General features: G+C 69.5%; 20 protein-coding genes and 3 pseudogenes. 15 read left to right on the top strand and 8 right to left on the bottom strand.

What is annotated here, in order from left to right; genetic code table 11:
• Window positions 1-97 precede the first annotated feature (97 nt).
• Window positions 98-961 (bottom strand): endonuclease I family protein, encoded by an 864-nt coding sequence (locus tag ACZ4XJ_RS03105; RefSeq protein WP_468495099.1) that lies wholly within the window; start codon window positions 959-961, stop codon window positions 98-100.
• A gap of 219 nt (window positions 962-1,180) precedes the next feature.
• Here ACZ4XJ_RS03105 and ACZ4XJ_RS03100 point away from each other — a divergent pair, with 219 nt between their 5' ends.
• On the top strand, window positions 1,181-1,747 hold the full coding sequence (locus tag ACZ4XJ_RS03100; protein ID WP_362876199.1) for a DJ-1/PfpI family protein: 567 nt from the start codon (window positions 1,181-1,183) through the stop codon (window positions 1,745-1,747).
• A 142-nt stretch (window positions 1,748-1,889) separates the two neighbouring features.
• On the opposite strand, the gene ACZ4XJ_RS03095 is transcribed toward ACZ4XJ_RS03100, so the two are convergent.
• Entirely contained in the window at window positions 1,890-2,702 is an 813-nt protein-coding gene (locus tag ACZ4XJ_RS03095) for a glutamate ABC transporter substrate-binding protein (RefSeq protein WP_362876200.1), read from the bottom strand.
• 1,115 nt (window positions 2,703-3,817) lie between these two features.
• Between ACZ4XJ_RS03095 and ACZ4XJ_RS03090 the strand changes: the two genes are divergently transcribed.
• The gene (locus ACZ4XJ_RS03090; RefSeq protein ID WP_468495098.1) at window positions 3,818-4,363 is read left to right on the top strand and encodes a TerD family protein; all 546 of its coding nucleotides are present in this window, start codon (window positions 3,818-3,820) and stop codon (window positions 4,361-4,363) included.
• Window positions 4,364-4,543: 180 nt separating this feature from the next.
• Here ACZ4XJ_RS03090 and ACZ4XJ_RS03085 read toward each other — a convergent pair whose 3' ends face one another.
• Window positions 4,544-5,146 (bottom strand): TetR/AcrR family transcriptional regulator, encoded by a 603-nt coding sequence (locus ACZ4XJ_RS03085; RefSeq protein ID WP_362876202.1) that lies wholly within the window; start codon window positions 5,144-5,146, stop codon window positions 4,544-4,546.
• A gap of 236 nt (window positions 5,147-5,382) precedes the next feature.
• Between ACZ4XJ_RS03085 and ACZ4XJ_RS03080 the strand changes: the two genes are divergently transcribed.
• The 4 genes and pseudogenes from ACZ4XJ_RS03080 to ACZ4XJ_RS03065 form a co-directional block, all read left to right on the top strand.
• Complete coding sequence (locus ACZ4XJ_RS03080; protein WP_468495097.1) at window positions 5,383-6,384, top strand: phosphatase PAP2 family protein; 1,002 nt, start codon at window positions 5,383-5,385, stop codon at window positions 6,382-6,384.
• The gene (locus tag ACZ4XJ_RS03075; protein WP_468495096.1) at window positions 6,381-7,292 is read left to right on the top strand and encodes a DMT family protein; all 912 of its coding nucleotides are present in this window, start codon (window positions 6,381-6,383) and stop codon (window positions 7,290-7,292) included. The genes ACZ4XJ_RS03080 and ACZ4XJ_RS03075 overlap by 4 nt, the downstream gene beginning before the upstream one ends.
• A 106-nt stretch (window positions 7,293-7,398) precedes the next feature.
• The gene (rraA, locus tag ACZ4XJ_RS03070; protein ID WP_468495095.1) at window positions 7,399-7,884 is read left to right on the top strand and encodes a ribonuclease E activity regulator RraA; all 486 of its coding nucleotides are present in this window, start codon (window positions 7,399-7,401) and stop codon (window positions 7,882-7,884) included.
• 86 nt (window positions 7,885-7,970) lie between these two features.
• Window positions 7,971-8,840, top strand: a pseudogene (locus tag ACZ4XJ_RS03065) (peptide-N4-asparagine amidase); the annotation flags it as partial.
• Between the two features lie 197 nt (window positions 8,841-9,037).
• Here the strand turns inward: ACZ4XJ_RS03065 and ACZ4XJ_RS03060 are convergent.
• From ACZ4XJ_RS03060 to ACZ4XJ_RS03050, 3 genes and pseudogenes are all read right to left on the bottom strand, one after another.
• The gene (locus ACZ4XJ_RS03060) at window positions 9,038-9,208 is read right to left on the bottom strand and encodes an integrase (RefSeq protein WP_468495094.1); all 171 of its coding nucleotides are present in this window, start codon (window positions 9,206-9,208) and stop codon (window positions 9,038-9,040) included.
• An 84-nt stretch (window positions 9,209-9,292) separates the two neighbouring features.
• Window positions 9,293-10,051: a hypothetical protein gene (locus ACZ4XJ_RS03055; RefSeq protein ID WP_468495093.1), complete on the bottom strand. Its 759-nt coding sequence runs from the start codon at window positions 10,049-10,051 to the stop codon at window positions 9,293-9,295.
• Window positions 10,052-10,067: 16 nt separating this feature from the next.
• Window positions 10,068-10,599, bottom strand: a pseudogene (locus ACZ4XJ_RS03050) (transposase family protein); the annotation flags it as partial.
• A gap of 485 nt (window positions 10,600-11,084) precedes the next feature.
• On the opposite strand from ACZ4XJ_RS03050, the gene ACZ4XJ_RS03045 reads away from it, so the two are divergent.
• A complete protein-coding gene (locus ACZ4XJ_RS03045) occupies window positions 11,085-12,329 on the top strand; it encodes a hypothetical protein (protein ID WP_468495092.1) in 1,245 nt (414 codons plus the stop codon).
• 91 nt (window positions 12,330-12,420) lie between these two features.
• Here ACZ4XJ_RS03045 and ACZ4XJ_RS03040 read toward each other — a convergent pair whose 3' ends face one another.
• Entirely contained in the window at window positions 12,421-12,585 is a 165-nt protein-coding gene (locus ACZ4XJ_RS03040) for a hypothetical protein (protein ID WP_468495091.1), read from the bottom strand.
• Window positions 12,586-12,846: 261 nt separating this feature from the next.
• On the opposite strand from ACZ4XJ_RS03040, the gene ACZ4XJ_RS03035 reads away from it, so the two are divergent.
• Together ACZ4XJ_RS03035 and ACZ4XJ_RS03030 are read left to right on the top strand one after the other, a co-directional pair.
• Window positions 12,847-13,626, top strand: coding sequence for a hypothetical protein (locus ACZ4XJ_RS03035; RefSeq protein ID WP_468495090.1), 780 nt, complete (start codon window positions 12,847-12,849; stop codon window positions 13,624-13,626).
• Window positions 13,627-13,865: 239 nt separating this feature from the next.
• The gene (locus ACZ4XJ_RS03030) at window positions 13,866-14,429 is read left to right on the top strand and encodes a hypothetical protein (RefSeq protein ID WP_468495089.1); all 564 of its coding nucleotides are present in this window, start codon (window positions 13,866-13,868) and stop codon (window positions 14,427-14,429) included.
• 99 nt (window positions 14,430-14,528) lie between these two features.
• Here the strand turns inward: ACZ4XJ_RS03030 and ACZ4XJ_RS03025 are convergent.
• Window positions 14,529-14,708, bottom strand: a pseudogene (locus ACZ4XJ_RS03025) (IS5/IS1182 family transposase); the annotation flags it as partial.
• Between the two features lie 135 nt (window positions 14,709-14,843).
• On the opposite strand from ACZ4XJ_RS03025, the gene ACZ4XJ_RS03020 reads away from it, so the two are divergent.
• The 6 genes from ACZ4XJ_RS03020 to ACZ4XJ_RS02995 all read left to right on the top strand — a co-directional run bounded on the left by ACZ4XJ_RS03020 (window position 14,844) and on the right by ACZ4XJ_RS02995 (window position 20,856).
• The gene (locus ACZ4XJ_RS03020; RefSeq protein ID WP_468495088.1) at window positions 14,844-15,251 is read left to right on the top strand and encodes a hypothetical protein; all 408 of its coding nucleotides are present in this window, start codon (window positions 14,844-14,846) and stop codon (window positions 15,249-15,251) included.
• Complete coding sequence (locus tag ACZ4XJ_RS03015; protein ID WP_468495087.1) at window positions 15,199-15,900, top strand: hypothetical protein; 702 nt, start codon at window positions 15,199-15,201, stop codon at window positions 15,898-15,900. The genes ACZ4XJ_RS03020 and ACZ4XJ_RS03015 overlap by 53 nt, the downstream gene beginning before the upstream one ends.
• 425 nt (window positions 15,901-16,325) lie before the next feature.
• Complete coding sequence (locus ACZ4XJ_RS03010; protein WP_468495086.1) at window positions 16,326-17,618, top strand: DUF3800 domain-containing protein; 1,293 nt, start codon at window positions 16,326-16,328, stop codon at window positions 17,616-17,618.
• Window positions 17,619-17,870: 252 nt separating this feature from the next.
• The gene (locus ACZ4XJ_RS03005) at window positions 17,871-18,821 is read left to right on the top strand and encodes a hypothetical protein (protein ID WP_468495085.1); all 951 of its coding nucleotides are present in this window, start codon (window positions 17,871-17,873) and stop codon (window positions 18,819-18,821) included.
• Between the two features lie 80 nt (window positions 18,822-18,901).
• Entirely contained in the window at window positions 18,902-19,810 is a 909-nt protein-coding gene (locus ACZ4XJ_RS03000; RefSeq protein WP_468495084.1) for a hypothetical protein, read from the top strand.
• Between the two features lie 20 nt (window positions 19,811-19,830).
• Entirely contained in the window at window positions 19,831-20,856 is a 1,026-nt protein-coding gene (locus ACZ4XJ_RS02995) for an ImmA/IrrE family metallo-endopeptidase (protein ID WP_468495083.1), read from the top strand.
• Window positions 20,857-20,861: the final 5 nt, after the last annotated feature.

Raw genomic sequence — 20,861 nt, 5'->3', positions numbered from 1 at the left:
CGTGTGCGGGTTGCCCCGGGGCCCTCGTACGGGGCGCCGACGATGAAGTGCCGCCGACCGAACCCGCCCTCGACCGGATCCGTGCGGTGCGCGCTCCCTACCAGATGGCCCCGACCCACTCCGGGTGGTCGATGAAGGGGTTCCGGTTGTGCTGGTAGGTGTCGTGGATGACCTGGTTGCGGCGCTGCTCGAAGGCGTCCGGCGGGTCCTGCTGGTGCCACTGCTTCAGCAGGCTGATGCGGCCCATCGCGGGGGCGCTGCCGTTGTTGACCTTGTCGTTCATCTCCAGGTCGGCGAAGCCGTCGCCGCCCTCGTACCGCACCGCCATGTAGAGCAGCATGCGCGCGACGTCGCCCTTGACCGCGTCGCGCGGCTCGAACGAGTCCCCGTCGGTGAAGCTGCCGGGGGCCTCGGAGACCGGGCTGCCGCCCTTGTCGAAGTCCTTGTTGCCGCGCGTGCTGTTGACCGTCACGTCCTCGGGCCGCAGGTGGTGCAGGTCGGTGCCCGGGCCGGTGGCGGTGCCGAAGTCGCCGTGGCTCTTGGCCCAGACGTGCTCGCGGTTCCAGTCGTTGGCGCCGCCGCCGTTGGTGGACTTGGACTGGGAGCGACCCGAGTAGAGAAGGATGACGTTGTTGGAGTTGGCCGGGTCCTGGTCGGTCACCTTGAGCGCGTTCCACACGCCGTCGTAGGACACCTTGGACTGGTTCTTGATGATGCCGTGCAGCGCGGACTTCAGCGCCGCGCCGGTCTTGCCCGCCGCGGGGGCCCAGTAGTCCGCGTAGGGATCGGCTGCGGACGGAGCGGCCGCGGCGGCCGGAGCGGCCGTGGTGGTGTCGCGGACCTGGCCGGCGTGGGGAGCCGCCGCCGTCCGTTCCTGGACCGCCGAGGCGGTCGCGGGTATGAGGAGCAGGGAAGTGGCCGCGAGGGCACTTGCCCAGCCGGCCGTACGGGAGATTCTCATGACGTGGGGGATGCCTCTCCACACGCACCGTCCCCGCCATGGCAGTTGGCGGGGTGTCTGGTGGCAGAGCGAGGTTCACATTGTCATGTGCCCTACAGGTTGATTCCATGTGTCGGGCGTGAAGATCCCGAGGGTGTTTCGGGCCTGCCCGCGGGGCAGGGTACGGGTGGCCCCGGGTGGGGTCCGACCGTGCGCGAACAGCCTCGACAGGAGCCGTACATGGCAGTGAAGATCCTCATCGTGACCGGTGACGCGGCGGAGTCGCTGGAGGTCCTCTACCCCTACCAGCGCCTGCGCGAGGAGGGGTACGAGGTCCACATCGCGGCCCCCGCGGTCAAGAAGCTGCGGTTCGTGGTGCACGACTTCGAGGAGGGCTTCGACACCTACACGGAGAAGCCGGGCTACACCTGGCCGGCCGACATCGCCTTCGCCGACGTCGTCACGGAGGAGTACGCGGCGGTGGTCGTCCCGGGCGGCCGCGCGCCGGAGTACCTGCGCAACGACCCCGAGGTGCGGCGGATCCTGGCCGGCTTCGCCGACGTCGACAAGCCGATCGCGCAGATCTGTCACGGCCCGCTGATCACCGCCGCGAGCGGGGTGCTGGACGGCCGGCGGGTCACCGCCTATCCCGCGCTGGAGCCGGACATGAAGGCGGCGGGGGCCGACTTCGAGGACTCCGAGGCGGTCGTCGACGGAACCCTCGTCTCCGCCCGGGCCTGGCCCGACCACTCCGCCTGGATGCGGGAGTTCCTCACCGTGCTGCGCGCCAAGGCGCCGCAGGACTGATCCGCGGGGCGTGCGCCGCGGCGGCGCCCCCGGGTGCCCGGCGGCCACCGGTCACCCCGACGCACCGGACCCGCCGGCCGCGGGCCTCCGTGGGGCTGCGGCCGGCGGGCGCGGGGGAAGGGGGGCCGGCGGGCCGGGGGCCTCAGTCGTTCGTGGTGACCTGGGGGGCGGGCTCGTACTTGTAGTTCGCCGGACCGAAGTTCTTCTTCACGGCGGTTTCCCAGGAGCCGTCCGAGACCATCTTGGTCAGCGCGGAGTTGATCTTCCGCTGGAGGTCCCCGTCACCCTTCTTGAGGCCGATGCCGTAGTTCTCGTTGCTCAGGCTCAGCCCGACGAGGCGGAACTTGCCCTCGTTGCCCTTCCTCGCCGCGTACCCGGCGAGGATGGAGTTGTCGGTGGTCATCGCGTCGACGAGGTTGTCCTGGAGGGCGACCAGACACTCGGAGTACCCGCCGAGCTCCAACACGCTCGCCTTGGGGGCGAGGTTGCGCTTGACGTTCTCGGCGGAGGTGGAGCCGGTCACCGAACACAGCCGCTTGGTGTTGAGGTCCTCGGCCTTGGTGATGGAGGTGTCGTCCGCGCGGACGAGCAGGTCCTGGTGCGCGACGAAGTAGGGGCCGGCGAAGTCGACCTTCTCCTTGCGCTTGTCGTTGATCGAGTAACTGGCCGCGACGAACTCGACCTCGTTGTACTGGATCAGGAGTTCCCGGTCCGAGCTGAAGACCTGCTTGAACACGATCTCGTTCGGCTTGTAGCCGAGCTCCTTCGCGATGTACGTGGCCACGTCGACATCGAAACCGGTGAAGGTTCCGTCGCTCTCGCGCATCCCCATGCCGGGCTGGTCGAACTTGATCCCGATGGCGAGGGGCTCCTTGGGGTCCGCACCGGCACAGCCCGAGGCGGTGACGGCGATGGCGATCGCGGCGGCGACCGCACCGGCCTTGGGAACCTTCATGCTGAACTCTTTCCTCGGGAACGCGGGACCACAGGGGGTGAATCGCGGGAACGGGGCACGTGGGGGACCGGGGCGCGGGAACGCCCATGTGAACGCACGTGTACGAGGAAGCTAGGAAGGTCACGGGCTCAGCGTCACTACATCTGAGTAAAACTTGAGGATAACGATCCGGTTCGGCCGAAGATCCTGCGGCCGTCCGGCCCCGGCGGGGGAAGGGTGACGGCCCGGGTGGTCGGCGGGGAGTGAGAGGGTCGGCACTCCCCGGAGTCGGACGAAAGGGCACGGATCGGATGCAGTAGGGACATTGTTGCGTCCGTTCGGCGCTTCCCCGTGCCGGAGTTGCTCAAACAGGTGATCGAGTCCCGGATGCTCCCGCCGCTATGATCACCCCGGCAAGGTCGTAGCGCTGAGCTCGTCGCGCCCGGGCATCGAGCCGGAGGGCGTCGGTTCGCATCCGTCCGGTCCTGCGTCTCCTTCCCGCCGCGGCGCACCCTCGACCTCGTCAACACCGGCATCGGTACCGCCGGCATCCGCCTGCTCCTCGACGCCCTCCTGGTCCGCGAACGGCCGCTGGAGCGGATCTTCCCTCGACCTGGGCCGGACCCTGTCCGAGCGCAGCCTCGGCGCCGCAGGCAACGACCCCGGTGACGAAGGGGCGTACGCCCTGGCCGCCGCCCTCCCCGGCAGCCCGCTGCGCCGCCTCGACCTGTGCCACACCGGCATCACCGGACGCGGCTCCAAGAGCCTGCTCGCCGCGCTGCCCGAGGACGCCCCCCTCGAACACATCGGCCTGGGGCCCGGCACGCCCCGCCGGGTCAAGCGCGCCTTCGCCGAACGGCTGCGCCCCCCGCGGCCGCCCACCCGGACGTACGGGCCATCGGGAGTGCGTACCGGTGACGCCGGCCGCCCCGCCGCCCCGCGCACCGAGGGCGCGTCGGCCCGGCGACGAGTCCGCCGCCACGCCGTCCCTCGCCGGATGATCAAGCGGGCCGGCGCGCACCGCGTGGCCGGGAACGTGCGGTCGGCCGGCCCGTGAGTGACCGGTCGTGACAGCATGGCCGGGCATTGTGTAACAGGCAACACGGGCCAAAGCGCCCGAGCGGAGGGGGAGTTCGGTGAGCGGAGTACGCAAGAGCCTGGCCAAGGTGGAGATAAGCCTGCGCTGGGACCCGAGTCCGGCCGGAACACCCGCCAACGACCTCGACATCGTCGCCGCCGCGTACGCCACGGCCGACCCGCACGGGGAGCCCGTCCACCTCGTGCACTTCGGGAGCCGGTCACCCGACGGCACCATCACCCTGAGCCGCGACAGCCGGACCGGCCAGGGCTTCGGCTTCGACGAGGTGATGGTTCTCGAACTGGACCGAATGGCTCCCGAGTTGGGCCGCGTCGTGGTGGGCGTGGTGATACAGGACTCCGACCACGGGGGCACCGCGGACCGCAAGACCTTCGCCTCCGTCACCGGGACCGGCCTGCGGATCCGCGAGGGGTACGAGGACCTCGCCGAGACCGACTTCGCGGCCGTCCCGAACGCCACGGCGGCCCGGGTCGCCGAGTTCGTCCGCGACACCCACGGCGGGTGGTCCCTGGAGGCCCGGCCGTACGGATTCGACGTGGAGCCGCAGGAGTTCGCCCGCGTGATGGGCGCCGTACGCGGGTGATCACCGGCCGCGTCGCGGGGTGAACCGTACGTTCCCGGGGGTGCGGTCATCCGTACGGACCGGGTGGCGGTCACTCTGCTCGAAAGTGACCGCCACCCCGTCCGGTGGCGCGCTGCCGCCGTCCCCACGAGGCAGCGCGAGCAGGCAGCCGTCCGGTCATCGTGGACGGCGGCCCACCGTTCAGGGGGTGATGCCCAATGCGGGCAGCAGGGCCGCGTCGACGAACCTGACCAGGTAGTCGGCGTCGGCGTACCGTCCCTCCAGCACCGGCCGGATGCGCAGCACGCCCATCAGCTGCGCCGGCAGGAACTCGACCGCGGGGTGGTCCGCGCGGATCTCGCCCCGCGCCACCGCCCGCGCGACGATCGCGTCGAAGGCGGTGAGCTCGGGCTCCACCAGGGCCTCGCGCAGCGCGCGCTGGAGCTCCTCGTCGCTGAGGACGGCGTGTCCCAGCGCCTGGCTGAGGCGGGTGTCCCTGCCCGAGGTGCCGGCCGCGATGCGCGCGGCCTCGCGCAGGTCTCCGACGAGGGTCCCGGTGTCCACGCCGGCCAGAGTCCGATCGGTCCGGCTCGCGCGCAGGGCCGCCGCGACCAGCTGGGGCTTGGTGCGCCACTGCCGGTAGAGCGTGGACTTGCCGCAGCTGGCGCGGGCGGCGACACCCTCCATGGTCAGGGCCTCGTACCCGTGCTCGCGCAGGGCGTCCAGGACCGCGTCGTAGAACTCCTGCTCGCGCTCCGGGCTGATCTTGGAGCGGCGCGCGGTGACCTGCGGCGTCGACGTCATGGGGTGCGGCTCTCCTCAAGGGTTCCCGGGCGGCCTGATCCGTGCTCCGAGTGTACGGCTCCACCAGGCTATCGGAACACCAGCGTATCGATACGCCAATGTATCGATACACTGGCGTGTCGATGCGGTACGGATCCGGCCGGCGGTCACCCGCCGCGCCGCCCGCTTCCGGCCCGGAAGCCGCACCGGCACGGCAGCACCACCGCAGCACCACCCGAAAGAAGTGAGACCGGGGGATGACCTCCCACACCACGCCCGGCGGGCCACGCGCCGCCGGGAAGAAGGACGAAAGGCGCCGGCTCATACGCGAGCTGTTGCTCGTCGCGGGGCTGTTCGCCGTCTACAAGGCGGGCCGGACGCTCTCGACGGGCCGCACCGGCGAGGCCTTCCGCAACGCCGACCGGGTGTGGGACGCCGAACGTGCCCTGCACCTGCCCGGCGAGGGCGTCGTACAGCGGCTCCTGCTGCACTCGGACGCCGTCGTGCACACCGCCAACACCTACTACGCGGCCGTGCACTTCCCGGCGACCGTCCTGTTCCTGATCTGGCTCTACCTGCGCAGGCCCGCCCACTACCTGTGGACCCGTCGGGTCCTCGCGCTGCTCACCGGCGCCGCCCTGGTCCTGCACCTCACCTTTCCGCTCGCGCCGCCGCGGATGCTGGCCGCCGCGCACCTGGTGGACACCGGCCAGGTCTACGGGCCGTCCGTCTACCGGGCCGCCCCCGCCGCCGACACGATGGCCAACCAGTTCGCCGCGATGCCCTCGCTGCACTTCGGATGGGCCCTGATGCTGGCCGTCGGGATGATCGCCGCGACCTCCTCGCGGCTGCGCGCGCTGTGGCTGCTGCACCCGCTGGTGACCCTGCTGGTGGTGGTCGGCACGGCCAACCACTACTGGCTCGACGCCCTGGTGGCGACCGCGCTGCTGGGCGCGGCCCTCCTGCTCGTTCCCCGGCCGGCGACGGAGCCCGGCGCGCCGCTTCCGGTCCCGGACGGCGCTCCGGACGGACGCGCCGTACCGGTGGCGGCTCCGGCGCCCGGAGCGGGCATCGACCCCGCGCCTGCCGGGGCGGTCGTGCCCGCGCCCGCTGGGGCGGGCATCGCCCCCGCGCCCGTCGTGCCGGATCGCGCTTTCGTGTCGCCGCGCGTGCGGGCCGGAGCCGCCCCGGGCGGTCCGCACGGGGTGGCCGAGGCGGCCGTCGTGGCGGTCTCCGGGGCGAGGAGGGCCGGTCGGTGAACGCCACCGCGCTCGCCGTCGTCCTCTGCCTCGCCTCCGCCGTGACGTACGCGGCCGCCGCCGTCGCCCAGGAACGCCTCGCCCGCCGGGCCGTCGCCCGCAGCGCCTCGGCCCTCCTCGGCAACGGGGCCTGGTGGTGGTCGGCCGGCCTGAACGCCGCCGCCGCGCTACTGCACGCCGCCGCCCTGCGCTACGGGCCCCTCACCCTGGTCCAGCCGCTCGGCGCGCTCACCCTGGTGGCCGCCGTACCGCTCGGCGCCCGCGGCGCCGGACGCCGGGTCGCGGTCACCGAGTGGCGGGGCACGGCCGCCACCGTCGCCGGACTCGGACTGCTGCTGCTCCCCGCCTCCGGCCCCGCCCCCGACGACACCCTCACCCTCGCCGAGGCCCTCGGCGTGTCCGGGGCCACCGCCGCCGTGATCCTGCTGCTCACCGTCCGCAAGGACCCCCGTACCGGGCTGCGCCACGCGACCGCCTCCGGGCTGGCCTCCGCCGCCGCCTCCGCGCTGACCCAGACCGTGGCCGTCGCGGCGGGCCGGGGCGGTGCCCTGCTCAGCTTCCGGGTAGCCGCCGTCGCCCTGCTCGTCGCCGTGTTCGCGGTCGGCGGCATGCTGCTCTCCCAACGGGCCTACCGGGGCGGGCTCGGCGCCCCGCTGGCCGTGGTGAACCTGGCCAACCCGCTGGCCGCCGCCACGATCGGCATGGTCCTGCTCGGCGAACGCCTCCAGGGCGGTGCCGTGGGCGTCCTCCTCGCGATCGGCGGGGCCCTCGCCGCCACCCGCGGCGTCCTGTTGCTGACCCGCACGTCGCAGCCCCCGCCCCCCGGCGCGGAAGCCCGCCCCTCCGGACCCTCTCCGTCCGCCGTCATCACGTCCCTGCCGGCGGGACCCGCGCTGCCGCGGCCGTAGGCCGTCGCGGGCCCGGCCCGTGGACACGTACGCCGCGCGAAGCGGGCCCGCGCCTACGCTGGGCCGGCACGGCGCGACGTACGAACCGCGAGGAGCCCGGATCCCCATGAGCGTCACCCCCGTCCCCACCGCCGACCTGTACGACGAGCACGGCGAGGACCTCGGCATCTGCGCCGCCCCCTTCCGGCGCGTCGGCGGCCGGGCCCTCTTCGCCGGACCCGTGCGCACCGTCCGCTGCCACGAGGACAACGCCCTGCTCCGCGAACTGCTGCACACCCCCGGCGACGGCGCGGTCCTCGTCGTGGACGGCGGCGGTTCGCTGCGCACCGCCCTGGTCGGCGACCTCATCGCCGGGGCCGCGGCGCGCGCCGGCTGGGCCGGGCTGATCGTCAACGGCGCCGTCCGCGACAGCGTCGCCCTGGGCGGGCTCGACCTCGGCGTGCAGGCGCTCGGCACCTGCCCCCGCAAGAGCGGCAAGACCGGCGCGGGCGCCGTGGACGAACCCGTCACCATCGGCGGGGTCACCTTCCGCCCCGGCGACACCGTGTACGTCGACGACGACGGCGTCGTGGTGCTGCCCGCCGCCTGCTGAGCGACCCCGGGGAGGGGCGAGATTCCGCCACGTCGGGGCCGGCAACCCTGGCGGCCCGCGCCCCCGACGGGTTTCACTGCGGGGCCATGAGACGACTCAGGATCATGGGCCTGCTCGCCGCGCTCACCCTCGCCGCGGGCACCCCGGCCGTCACCGCGCCGGCCGCGGCGGCGGCCCCCGCCCGGGCCGCGGCGCCCTCCACCGGCGCACCGGAACCCGCCCCGCCCGCCGAGTTCGGGACGGACTGGCACGACCCCCTCACCGCCGCCCCGCCCGTCGTGCGGCCCGCCACCCGCTCCTGCCGGGTGACCCTGGCGGAGGCCCGGTTCAGCGACTTCACCCCCCACCGCGGGACCTACGCCCCGCCCGAGGGCTGCGGTCGCGGCCCCTGGGCGAAGGTCGTGCTGCGTCTCGACGGCGCCGTCAAGGGGCGCCAGTACGACCGCCTCGGCAACCTCACCGTCGGCGGCGTCGAGATCCTGCGCACCTCCACCCCGCAGCCCTCGCCCGACGGCATCACGTGGTCCGTCGAGAAGGACGTCACCCGCTACCGCGACACCCTCAGCCGCCCGCAACCCGTCGAGATGCTGATCGGCAACGTCGTTAACGACACCTACACCGGCGTCATCGACGTCAAGGTCACCCTCACCTTCTACGCCGCCGAAGGCGCCACCGCCCCCGCCGACACCCCCGACCTGGTGCTGCCGCTCACCACCCCCGACGTCACCACCCCGCGCAACACCGAGCGGCTCATCGCCGAGGTGTACGCCACCGGCTCGGGCGGCGGCTGCGAGGAGTACTGGTACCTGACCGTCCCGGACGCGGCCCCCTACTCCTGCAAGGCCGCCGACGGCCCCCACCGCGAGGTCCGGGTGTCCGTCGACGGCCGGCTCGCCGGCCTGGCCGCGCCCTTCCCCACCGTCTGGACCGGCGGCTGGTCCAACCCGTTCCTCTGGCAGGGGTTGGGGAAACGTTCCCGCAGGTGAAAGGCTCGCAGCACGCGCAGTCGGGCATTGATCGGGCACATGGGCGCACCGGGTGCCCGCCGAAGTGATACGTGCAGGGCCGAAGTCGATCAGCCGAGTCGTCATGGCCCGATAGCCTGGCACAACCGAAGCCATCACCACACCTTCCGCCGTCAGTTGAGACATGATCAGGCCGCCGTCATGAAGTTGCCCATGGCCTCCAGCCCCCGGCCGCCGGCGTCGGGGATGAAGTGCGCGTAGGTCTCCAGCACGGTCTCCACGGTGTCGCCCATGTACTCCGCCACCGTCACCGGCGTCTCGCCTGCGCCGAGCTGCACCGAGGCGTAGGTGTGCCGCAAAGCGTGGAATGTGAACGGCGCCGTGCCATTCCAGGCATCCCGAGGCGTCCCCTCCGCCCGGTACAGCCGCTCCACCAGCCCGGCTTACTCCCGAGCCGGATTCCAGTTGTCGGTCCGGAAGATGTTGCTGGTGATCGGGTTGTCGTACGCCGTAGTGGTGAGCAACCGGACCGTCACCTGTGGCCTCCGCTCCCATGCCATGGTGGGTTCGCTCGCGTCGACCCAGGGCAGCGTCACCTCTACGGATGGGAATGTCTCCATGTGGGCGAGCAGGGCCTCCTCCAACTCCGTCGGCACGGGCAGGCGGCGGGTCTTGTCCCTCTTCGGCAGCTTGAACCAGTGCCGCGCCCCGATGCTCTGGAGCTGCCGGTCGACATACAGCCAGCCGTCCCGCAGATCGTCGGGGCTCCACGCGAGCGCCTCGTCGGGGCTCCACGCGAGCGCCTCGCCGGGGCGCAGGCCAGCGGCGACGCCGAGATCAGCGAGGGCGCGGTACCGCGGGTGGAGGGCAACACGCACATCCCGGAACACCGACGGGCCCCACGCCTCTTTGTTCGTCGGCGGCCTTTTCGGCGGCCGAGCAGAATCCAGCCCGCGGCAGGGATTTCGGGGAATGCGGTTCGCCTCGCACGCGGCCTGAAGGATCTTCGGCAGGTTCTGCCACGCCGTGCGGACTGTCCCCGACGCGACCTGCTTGCGCAGAGCGAGCTTCCAGGCGTTCAGTTCTTCCGTGCCGATGTCGAGCAGTCGCTTCTCCCCGAGGTAGGGCAAGATGCAGGACTTCACACGCTGTTCGGTGCGCTCCCGGGTACCGGGCAGGATCTCCGCATGCGGCCACCACACGGAGCCTTTTCCAACCTCATGGTGAGGCGTGGTGAAGGACGAGGACGGCCTTCACGATGTCGGTGATCCGGTTGGTGCTGCAGCGGAGCTTCCGCAGTAGGCGCCAGCCCTTCAGGGAGGCCATGGCCTGCTCGCCGACGCACCGGATCTTGGCGTGGGTGCTGTTGTGCCGTCGCTTCCATCGCTTGAGCCGGCGGCCCCGGAAGGGGACTCGGATGTGGCGGCCGGCGCCTTGGTAGGCCTTGTCCGCCCAGCACTTCAGTCCCGCGGCGGCGAGCGCGTCGACGATCCCGTGGCTGCGGGAGGCCGTCAGGTCATGGGTGGATCCGGGCAGGGCCGGTGACGCCCAGAGCAGTCGGCCGAACGGGTCGGTGAGGACCTGAACGTTCATGCCGTGCCGTTTGTGTTTGCCCGAGTAGTAGGGGGGTGTCGGCGGCGATCCGGTCGATCGGCAGCAGGGTGCCGTCCAGGATCACGAATGCCTTCGTCCGGGCGGTCTCCATCGCCTCGGCCAGGGTCGGTGCCGCAGAGGATTTCGCCGCCTCCACGGCAAGGCCCCTCAACCGGCCGGTGCACCGAAACCCAGCACCGCAGGCCCAGGCCGGCCAATCGGCATGAAGAACAAGCACCGTGCACGCGAACGCACCGTCGGGAAACAGGACCAACCGGACCTCACGGCAACCATCGCAAGCAGCAGAGCTGGATAAACGTCAAGCTTAGGAACAGTTCGCCTGTCTCAGGCCCTTGGCTGTCTCAGCGTACGGCGCTGCTGGCTCCGCACTCCCTGGTGTAGCGGCGTTAACCCTGGCGTCTCAGTCGGCATCGAAAACTTTACTCTTCTGTGATCTCGATTTGCTGACTTGTCGCTCGCCGTAGACAGCTATTGCTGCGGTCGGCGATCAAGGAACGCCCGGACAGCTGTGTGCATCGTGGGCAGCAACAGGCGGACGGGATGGGTCTCACCGCTCGGTCGCTGTCGGTGGTCGCCCGTAGAGTCATCGCGGGGCCAACGTGGCCGCAACCTGGCTGACGGATGGACAAGTTGGTATCGGGACGCGCGACTGATCCGGAAGAGGCGCGGCAGCTCATGCTTCGGAACGGGTGCGACCCGAAGGTGCCTTTCGCCTCGAACAAGACGCCCTGGGAGAGCACCTGCATGAGGTGCCAGGGGGATATTGACCCGACGTACGACAGCATCTCCACGAAGGCCAAGCGGCACGGGGATGCTCCCCGCGGTTGTCGCCCGTGCGCCGACAAGGTGCGTGCAAAGAAGTTCAGGCTCGATGAGGACGAGCTGGCGAAGAGCGTCGTAGTCGCCAACATCGAGCCACTGGAGCCGTACGAGAAGAACTCCAAGGGGTGGGCATGCCGTTGCCTCAATGTCGGTTGCCCACGCGAGGGCAAGCCGATCAAGGTACTCATGAAGGTGGTTCGGGCCGGCGGCATGGCCTGCCGTTTCTGCTCCAAGAAGGAGATCCACCCCGATGATGCGTTCAAGATGATGGTCGACTCGGGGCTGGTCGAGCCCAAGGTGCCCTACCCAGGCATCGACATACCGTGGCTCGGCGAATGCCTGCGGTGTCACAAGGATGTGACCCCTCGTCTGAACGACGTCCGAAACGGTCAAGGAGCGTGCATACACTGCGCGCCTAACACTCCGCTAACCCCGGAGCAGGCATGGGACCGCGCCCTCTCCTACCGTGTTCTTCCCGATGATCTGCACGCATTCAAGAGCACGAATACCCCTTGGCCGGGGACGTGCATCGAGTGCGGGGCCGATGTGGAGCCCCGACTGGGCAACCTCTACCGGGGCCAGGGCGCCTGCAACTCGCAAAAGTGCAAGGTCACCGGCTTCAAGGACGACGCGCCGGGCCTGATCTACCTCCTTCACCGCTCGGATCCGGAGATAGCGAAGATCGGCATCTGTGATCACGCTCCGCGCAACAAGCGCCTTGAGCGCCACATCAACAACGGCTGGGAAGTGGCGCAAACGCTAACTTTCCAGGTGGGACTCCATGCACGGTTGCTGGAGTCGACCATCAAGAGGTTGTGGTTCAAGGACCGGGCCTGGGCGGACGGCCGGGCCCGCGGAGAGGCGTGGTTCGACGGCTACACCGAGACGGTGCTGCTCGATGACCCAGAGCGGACTGAACCGTGGACTTCGCTCACGGCGCTGTGCCTGTGGACCGATGTCCAGGTCCAGGCGGAGCGGCTGGGCTTCGCCATGGATGAGCGGCGCGCTGAGGCCGAGGCCGAGGGAGGCGAGCAGCTGACCTGAGTGGGGCGAACTACGTGTCGTTCGGCTTGGGCGTACAGGTGAGCGACCCCTATGAGGGCAGGCCGCGCAGTTTACTTGGCCCGTTCACGGGTCATGTTTGCGTGGCGTTGCCGCCGTGCAGGAGGCAGGTCCCGGTGTCGTACGGGCGACCGGTGGCACAGGAGCCGCCGTCGGGCGCGCCGATGACCAGGTGGTCGGCGGCGCAGTTCCGCACGAGGCCGGGATGGAGGTGTTCTTCGCGCTCAACATGTCTCATGAGACATGTTGCTTGACGCTGGCCGCGTGATTGACCGGGAGGCTAGCCGGATTGGCGAGAGCCTCTGGAGCGTAGTGGGGGTAACGGCGGCTGAGACGTTCGGACGAGCATCTGGAGGCTGCGGCGGCATCGTATGCACTTTCCCTAAAACTCAGCCCCTTCAGCCCCTTGCAACAAGCAGTCACGGGCTCTTGACCAGGTGATTCATCAATCTTGACCGATTGGGTTCGCCTGTTCAGACCGCAGCTCTAGTCTTGGGATGTGACTTCAGAAGTCGGCAAGACCTCGAACAAAGAGGCAGCGCTCTCCGTCGAAGAGACCGTCCTCGGTCAAACGGCCTGGTTCCTTCATGATCAGGGAGATGTCCAGGCAGCGGCTCTTCTCCTAGATGTCGAGGGTATCGAGTGGTCTCCCGGCAACAGCTTCGGCGACTGGATGAACGCTCGCCTCCTTGTCCCCGGTTGGCTGATGGACCGGTTCACCGAAGACGCTCTTGCACGGATCCGGGACGCCCTCTTGCCGATTGCGGAGCGGAACGGGGTGGAAGCACAGTCTGTCCATGTCGGGCCAGCGCTTCCAGAGGTGGGTTTGGACTGGAGGCAGGCCCTTCAGGGCCGACTCACGTCGGATACCACAACCAACCATGCCGCGCGGGTCACCGATCCGAAGCCCGAACTGCGACGCGACGGATTCGTTTTCGATTCCCGCGAGGAACTACGTGTCTATGAGGCGCTCAAGCGAGCGCAAGCTGCCCTCCCTGCCGATGCCACCATCTCAATCTTCCCTCTGCCACTGGGGCGCGTGGGAGTCGGCAACTCATGGACACCGGACTTTCTAGTCGTTCGTGAGGGCCGGGCGGGCCTGATCGAGGTCGACGGGCCGCATCACCGCGGCCGACTGGCAGCTGACGGAACTCGGGATCGACATTGGCGGAACAGCGGGTTCGTTCACATCGAGCGAATCCTGGTGGAGGAGACCTCCAAAGACTTGGAGCTCGACGCTCTCGTCAGGACCTTCCTCAAGCGGTTGCGGACCCACTGAAGAGCCCTGCAGTCCCCTTGCTGCCAGTCCTCGGAACGTAGCCCGCGTCAGCGCCTGACGCCTGCGTGCACTGCCGACCACGAAGGAGAGCGCGCCCTCCGATATGAGGCTTAGTGCGTTGTTACAAAGGGAGGAGGGAGTTCCTATTCGATGAGCAGGGGCTTCTTCGTGTGCGGGGAATGATCGCGGAGGGGTAGGGGCAGGCAGCGAACGGCTTGTTGTGGATCGAGGAGGGTGCGATGCCGTCGGTGCTGGGGTTGATGGAACAGCGTGAGGCGCGAGCGAGGCAGAATCTGGAGTCCTGGACGGAGGTTTTGGAGCAGGCTCAGGCGGAGGTGGATGCCGCGCGGGAGCTGGTCGAGCGGGCTCGGGTGGGGCGTGGGGAGCTCGTGTCGGTGCTGGCCGAGGAACGCCCGGTTGATATGCCGGTTTCCGTGCCGTCTGGTGGTGAGATGGCTGCCGTGGGAGCGGGCGGCTCGGGTGTGGGGCATGGCGTGCGGCCGCCGGTGTGGCGGTCGGGCATGGGTGAGGAGGTGCCCAGCGGCCTGTATCGGGAGGTGTTCGCCGCGGTGGTGGCTGCTTCGGGGCCGGTGAACGGGGTGGAGCTGACGTGGGCGGTGGGCCGGGAAGCGGAGATCGAGAACGAGGTGGAGAAGATCCGTCACCGTGCCTATGTGCTGGAGAAGCGGGGCTCGCTGGCGCGGGCGAAGGACGGACGGTTCATGTCCGCGCCCGCAGCAGTCGGCCGAGGCGCTTCTCGGGCCAGTGCGGAGCATCCCCGGCCAGACGCCGGGACAGCCTGATCACGGCGGCCCACCACACCATCTGGGCGTGGTGGTCGAGGCGGCGCTCCTGGTCGCGGTTGAGGCGGCGTGAGTGGGCCAGCCAGCTCAGCGTGCGCTCCACCACCCACCTGCGGGCCAGTACGACAGACGCCGGCCTTGGTCCCGCAGCCGGCGCCAGGCCGTGACTCCGGAGCAGCCCACGGTCTCGGCCGGGACGTCGCGCTGGGCAACGCCGGTCCGCAGGACGTACACGATCCCCGCGAGAGCCACTCGGTCCGGAGCGCGAAGCCGCCCGGGATACGAATCTGTAGGACGGACGCCAAGGGTCCAAGGAACGTGTCACGACGTGTCCGGCAGCCTTGAACCGCCTTGCGCGGCCGGTCGCGACGCCGCCCTGCCCATAAGGCTCGCCAACTGGTCTAGGGTCGGCCCGTGTCACAGACCGCCGATCAGGACGATCAGAACGAGATACCAGGGTTCCTCTACCAGTGGGACCGCGACCAGGCGCTCACCCAGGACCGATGCTTCCTGTGCGGGGCCGACCTTGCCGGAGGCCGGACCGACGAGCATGTCTTCCCCCAGTGGCTGCTGCGGCGGTGTGACCTGTGGAACGAGAAGATCACACTGCTCAACGGCACCCTGATGCCGTACAAGCAGATGAAGATTCCCTGCTGCAGCACCTGCAACAACGAACACTTGTCCCGCATTGAACAAGCCGTGGGCGACGCCTTCGCCGAGGGCCCCGAAGCGGCGTGCGGCCTTGGACGCCACCACCCTGTTCTTGTGGATGGGCAAGATCTACTACGGCCTCATGTTCCGGGAACTGTCGCTCCTCGCTGACCGGCGTGACCCGCAGGGCGGCTCCATCGTCTCGCCCGAATTCCTGACCACCTTCCGCATGCACCACCTGCTGTTGCAGGCGGCTCGCGGCGCCGTACGCTGGCGAAAAGATCAGCATCCGGCCTCCGTGTTCGTTTTCCAGGCGCAGGAGCCCACCGACCCGCGCCACCGCTTCGACTACGTGGACATCATCAACTTCCCGTTCTTCGCCATCAGAGTCGGAGCGACCGCCGTCGTCGCCGTGCTCCAGGACTGGGGAGCGCTCGCCCAGGCTGTGACCGTGCCAGCTTTCGAGGCGGCCCGACAACTCGTGCTCCACCCGCAGCAGTTCCGTGAGGTGGCTGCCCTGGCCGCCTACATGACTACCCTGTTCAACCGCGTCCCCAAGCACCTTCTGTATGCAGGTGAGAACCACGTCGATGTCATGACTCTGCCCCTCCAGGGCATGTCCACCAAGTTCGTCTTCGATCCCTTCGATGTGGGCGACTACGCACAGGTTCTGTCCCATGTCACGGGCCATCCCCTCGAGGACCTGTATGACGGACGCAACATCGTCACCCTCCTGCGGGACGGGGACAACCAGCCGTGGGCTGTTCCATGGCCTGCCGACGAACGCCATTACCCCGACATCCGGTTCATGCAGCGCTGACCTGCACAGCAATTCCCGCAGGCCGACAGGAGCAGCTCACGTCATGCGGCCTGCACCCGAGCCCCAAGCCGCGGTCTGCATCGGGAGCCTCGACGTCGTGCTGGCGATGCCGGCGCAGGCAAGGGAACGGATCTCGCCGGCGGCGCGGAGGTCGTCTGCCCGGCGGCGGAGCGAGGAGGGCACGGTGGGTCCTTCGGCGCTGTCCGGCCGGCTGGAGCACCACATGATGCGGATCAAGAACAATCATGAAGGGCGAAGCGGGTGCGCCGCACCCTCTGCCGGCGCCACGGAGCATCCGGGATGCCTCCTGCACCCGGTCCAGTCCTCCACGGACTGGTACACCGACGCTGCAACTGCGCGGCGCACCCCTCGTCTGCGATACGCACCGTCATCCCTGCCGGCTGCGAGAAAGAGGCTTCACCGGCATGCTCGTCATGCCTGCAGCGCAGCAGCAGGCACGGGAGTCGGGTGGAGCGGTCGGGCAGCTTGTCGGTGTGGCGTCGTGCGGCGAGGATGGCGGGGTGATCGAACGTGACCATGCGCCGAACGCCGGGACGGGACTGCTCGGAGCGAACTTCAGTCGTCGCAGCCGTCTGGAACCGACCGACGACCGGGCCGGGGCCGGGCGGTGGATCGCCATCGACGAGTCCGGCTACCACGGCGATCAGCTGCACGGCGGGGACCGCTACATGATCCTAGGCTCGGTGGCCATTGATGACGCCGATGCTGCCGCCATCGTGGACACCCTGCGTGTCGAGGGGGGGATCCAGAAGTCCGCGACAGAGCTGAAGTTCCAGAAGATGTTCGCCGGCCCGGCTGCGGGCCGGCGCCGTCACCTCCTGGGCGACCTGCTGGCACCCGATGGTCCGCTCCATGACCGCGCCTCGGTATACGTGATCGACAAGCACTACTTTGTCGCGGCCAAACTTGTCGACCTCCTGCTGGAGGAGCGGTTCAACGCCGTGGGCATCGACATCGTCATGAACGGCGTCGCCCGGCAGTTCGCCCTGGACCTGGCCACCGAAGGCCCCCGGGCGATGGGCCGCGACGGCTTCGACCGACTCATCGCCACCGCCGTGGGCTTCTTCTCCAAGAAGAACCGTACGGGCGACCTTGTCACCGTCGACGAGCTCTTCACCGTCATCCAGCAGTGCCACGCCTACGCCCGTCGCCGTAAAGCCCCGCAGGCGAAGAAGGCGGCACAGGTCCTGGAGATGTTGCGCACAACCCGCCCGGAAGCCGAAGCCTTCGCCCGTGAGCGGCCGTCCGAAGCCACACCGACCGGAGAGCACGGGCTGCTCGACGACTCCACCGATCCGCTCGTCACCGCCGTGCCGACGGTCATCCTCCACGCCTCGATCCGGCACGGCGGCAAGCTCCAGGTCCTCGCGGACGACCAACGGCTTCTGACCGACGACAAACTCGACGTCCTGGAACGCGGGGCGACAGCCGTGGGTCTGGTGCAAGGCCTTATCGAGCAGAGCCATCTTCAGAGCCTGGTCCGCGGCCGGTCGGTGGATCATCCCTCCCTCCAGCTTGCCGACCTGGTGGCAGGCGCCGGCCGGGCGGTTGCAAGATGGCACGACGGCCAGGACGACCCTGCCGGGCAGGACCTTCACCTAGTAGTGGCGCCACTCGTGGACCCCAACGGCCTGCACATGGGGGAGAAGCCCGCCGATTTCGCGCGAGTCGACACCGCCCGCGCGAAGCGCCGCTGAACGCCGTGCGCTGCCATAGAGTCACCTGCGGCTCGAGCACCGACGCTGCCCGCCCGAGGTGTTGTGTCGTCGCTGCCCCTGCCGCCGCGCAGAGAGCTGATGCCCCGTGCCCGGACAGCAGTCGGCGAGCCCTTCCGCACGGCATGAGGAATATGCGCGTGTCGCATGCGAGGGAGGTGGATTCTGGTGTAACCAGGCGTGAGGCCCCGCGGCCGTAGACGTCCGGCGGGGGCAGGGATCGGGGTGGGGCTCGTGACAGAAAGCGCGTACGAGGAGCTGCAGACCGGCGGGTTGGGGCCAGCAACGTTCGAACTGCTGCGGAGGCTGGTTCACCAGGTGCGCCGTGGCACCGGTTTTCCGCCCCCGAAGGGGCACACGGTGTGGAGCGATGACGCGGCTTACGACGTGATTAGCGCGATGTTGTCCCAGGAAGGAGCGGGACAACGGTTCGTGACCGTCTGCTTCACCCAGGCCGCCGACGAAGCCTCTCTGGAACGACTGTTTCTCACGTCGATCAAGAACTTCCTCATCGACGAGGCGAAGAAGACACCGCGAGGCAAGCTTCGGCGCCGTATCGCCCGGCTGATGGGCGAGAACGCGGCCTACCGCAGGCTCAAGGGTTCCCCACCGCGCTGGGCACTGGCCGACCACGCCGAAGGAGCCGTATGGCAGGGAGATCTCGACGATCTCATCGCCCAGGCCGCACAGGTGAAAGGCATCGGCATCACCCGCTGGAACCACTCCGGCCCCACACCCCAGCAGACCGTGCACGCCCTGATGGCCATCCTGCTGTCCGTGCTGCAGTACGCGCAAGGAGCGGTACGGGAGGAAGACCTCGCCAAGGTTCTCGAGGCCCGGTTCGGGCTTCTGTCACCGGCCCGCATGACCCCTCTATTCGCCGACGAAGGGACCGTCGCCGCCATCGTCGAGCAGCATGCAGCCACCACCGCACCTGACCCGACCGGGGTCGAAGGGGTTGCCGAGGACATCTGGCAGCGCCTCTCACCCAACGAGCGTCTGCTGCTTCCCTACCTCGACAAGGACGCCCACCACGCGGCGCAACTACTGGAGATCCGGCAAGGCCATGCGGCGCTTGTCCTGTCCAACCTCAAGACAATGCTCCGTGATGCCCTCTCCGCTGACAGTGCCCCCCAGGTGGTCATGGCTGCCCTGTTGCGGCGCTGCAGCGAGGCTGCGTCGTGAACAGCCCCAGTTACGTCGTCTGGACCCAGTGAGAAGAGAATGCGCTGATGGACCACAGCCGAGGAGACGGGGGAGACGGCATGAGCTCTGTCCACACCACTGCCTACCAGAGGCTTCTAGCCGCCGCAGCGAACCTGAAAGTACCCGACGCCGTCCACCGAGTGGCCACCGCAGCACCCCAGGACCCCCGCCCCGGCCAGATCTGGCGCGCGATGTGGGAGGACACCATCGGGCTGCTGCTGATCACCACGGCCTGTGACGACGACACCGCGCGCGTCGTGCCGGCCTCCTTCGAGCGGTACGCCGACGCCGACACCCTGCTTCTGCCCGCCCAGGCGACCACCCTGGAGCAGCCGCTGGCCCTGTGGTGGGGCCTGGAGACCACCGTGCCGTGGTGTGTGCTGGACCGGCAGGTCAGCGAGCTGACAAGCCGACCCGACAACCTCACCTCCCGTGCGCTCGCCGACACAGTGACCGGCGCCCAGTGGGGGAGCCGTACCGTCTTGTCCACAGCGGCAGGCGAGTACCGCGCCGTTCTCACCGACCACTTCGAGGTCCTCGGCTCCGCATGGTGGGCCCCGCAAGGATCGGGAGGTCTCTCCGAGCTCCTTGGGGAGCATGGAATCGCCGTCAAGCAGCTCGCGGCCGAACTGAAACTGCTACCCCCTCTGGCGCTGGACGTGTGGCGGGGCCAGCAGCCCCTCACCGCCGAACAGGCCGCCATACTCGCCGCACTCCTCGGCCAGCCCGCCGCCCGCTTCCTCGACGCCAACCCCGCCCTGCCACCCGCCGTCGTCCACGAACTCAACCGGCCTCTGCGGCGCAGCCAGGTCAAGAAGCTCTCCGCCCAGTACGACGAGACCGAACACGCCGCCCGTCTGCGCGCCGCCTATGGCGTCTACACGCTCGCGGCACGCGACGACAACCGCACCCAGCCGAACTGGACCACACGCACCGACCGCTACTTCGAACTCCTCCTGGACCAATAGAGAAGAGGGGGTACCCCCGAGTGGTCAACTACGTGCTCGCCGGCGCCGCCCGCACCCAGGCCGCCGCCATGATCACAGAACTCGAAACGGCCCGCCCCGGCGCCGTCGAACTCCTGGCACAAGGCGCCCTCGCGGAACTGCGGACCTGGCCCGAGCTCACCGTCAAAGACGTCCCCGAGAACGAGGCAGCCCAAGGCTGCAGCGTCGCCGGCGCGTACGACTACGGCCCCCCACCCCGCCTGTCCGTCGCCACCTCCAACAGCCACGCACGGCGGGACTTCACCGCCCTGCACGAACTCGGTCACCACCTGCAGAAGAACAGCTTCGACCTCATGGAGCCCTTCAGCAAGGAAGCCGACCGCGGCGTCCTCCTCGAAGACGCCGCCTGCGACGCGTTCGCCGCCCAGATCCTGCTCCCTGCATACCTCGTCGACCAGCACCTGGACGCCAAAGGGCCCACCGCCTCAGCGATCACCCTCCTGTGGGAGACGAGCAAAGCCTCCCGCATGGCCGTCTGCGTACGAGCAGCCCAGCACCTCCCCGCCCCCGGTCACGTTCTCCTCCTCGACCCTGTCGGACACCTCGCTTTCGCCGCCTCCCACGGCCTGCCGCCCCTGCGGCGCGGCAGCTTCCAAGGCGACATCCCCGTCATCGACCGCGCCCTGGCCGGCCCCGGCCGCGTACAAGGACGGACCCAGGTCCGCTACCGCGACGGCATCCTAGGACGCGAACTGCACACCGATACCGCCCCCATGGACGGCTACACCGTCGCCGTCCTCGTCACCGACTCCGCCCCCTGGCGCGCCTTCACCCCGCCCACCACCGACACCGGCCCCCGGCCGCGCGACTACATCTGCGCGAACTGCGACGAGAACTACCGCTCCTTCGAACCCGCCTGCCGGCGCTGCCGCGTCCCTCACTGCCCCGAATGCGGCCGCTGCGCCTGCCCGCCCCGCACCCCCGGCCGCTCCTGCCCCGGCTGCTTCCTCGAGCACCCGCCCGCGATGTTTGCCCCGGACAGCGACCGCTGCCTCGACTGCTCCTGACACCC

The organism is Streptomyces sp. NPDC029836, from assembly GCF_055574495.1.
The sequence above is the reverse complement of the archived record's forward strand: the minus strand, read 5'-3'. Positions and strand labels throughout refer to the sequence as shown.

Bases quoted from the DNA above. Each gene is read 5' to 3' on its own strand.
- ACZ4XJ_RS03105 (WP_468495099.1), bottom strand. From the start codon at position 961: ATGAGAATCTCCCGTACGGCCGGCTGGGCAAGTGCCCTCGCGGCCACT.
- ACZ4XJ_RS03100 (WP_362876199.1), top strand. From the start codon at position 1,181: ATGGCAGTGAAGATCCTCATCGTGACCGGTGACGCGGCGGAGTCGCTG.
- ACZ4XJ_RS03095 (WP_362876200.1), bottom strand. From the start codon at position 2,702: ATGAAGGTTCCCAAGGCCGGTGCGGTCGCCGCCGCGATCGCCATCGCC.
- ACZ4XJ_RS03085 (WP_362876202.1), bottom strand. From the start codon at position 5,146: ATGACGTCGACGCCGCAGGTCACCGCGCGCCGCTCCAAGATCAGCCCG.
- ACZ4XJ_RS03080 (WP_468495097.1), top strand. From the start codon at position 5,383: ATGACCTCCCACACCACGCCCGGCGGGCCACGCGCCGCCGGGAAGAAG.
- rraA (WP_468495095.1), top strand. From the start codon at position 7,399: ATGAGCGTCACCCCCGTCCCCACCGCCGACCTGTACGACGAGCACGGC.
- ACZ4XJ_RS03045 (WP_468495092.1), top strand. From the start codon at position 11,085: ATGGACAAGTTGGTATCGGGACGCGCGACTGATCCGGAAGAGGCGCGG.
- ACZ4XJ_RS03040 (WP_468495091.1), bottom strand. From the start codon at position 12,585: ATGAGACATGTTGAGCGCGAAGAACACCTCCATCCCGGCCTCGTGCGG.
- ACZ4XJ_RS03030 (WP_468495089.1), top strand. From the start codon at position 13,866: ATGCCGTCGGTGCTGGGGTTGATGGAACAGCGTGAGGCGCGAGCGAGG.
- ACZ4XJ_RS03015 (WP_468495087.1), top strand. From the start codon at position 15,199: ATGGGCAAGATCTACTACGGCCTCATGTTCCGGGAACTGTCGCTCCTC.
- ACZ4XJ_RS03010 (WP_468495086.1), top strand. From the start codon at position 16,326: ATGCTCGTCATGCCTGCAGCGCAGCAGCAGGCACGGGAGTCGGGTGGA.
- ACZ4XJ_RS03000 (WP_468495084.1), top strand. From the start codon at position 18,902: ATGAGCTCTGTCCACACCACTGCCTACCAGAGGCTTCTAGCCGCCGCA.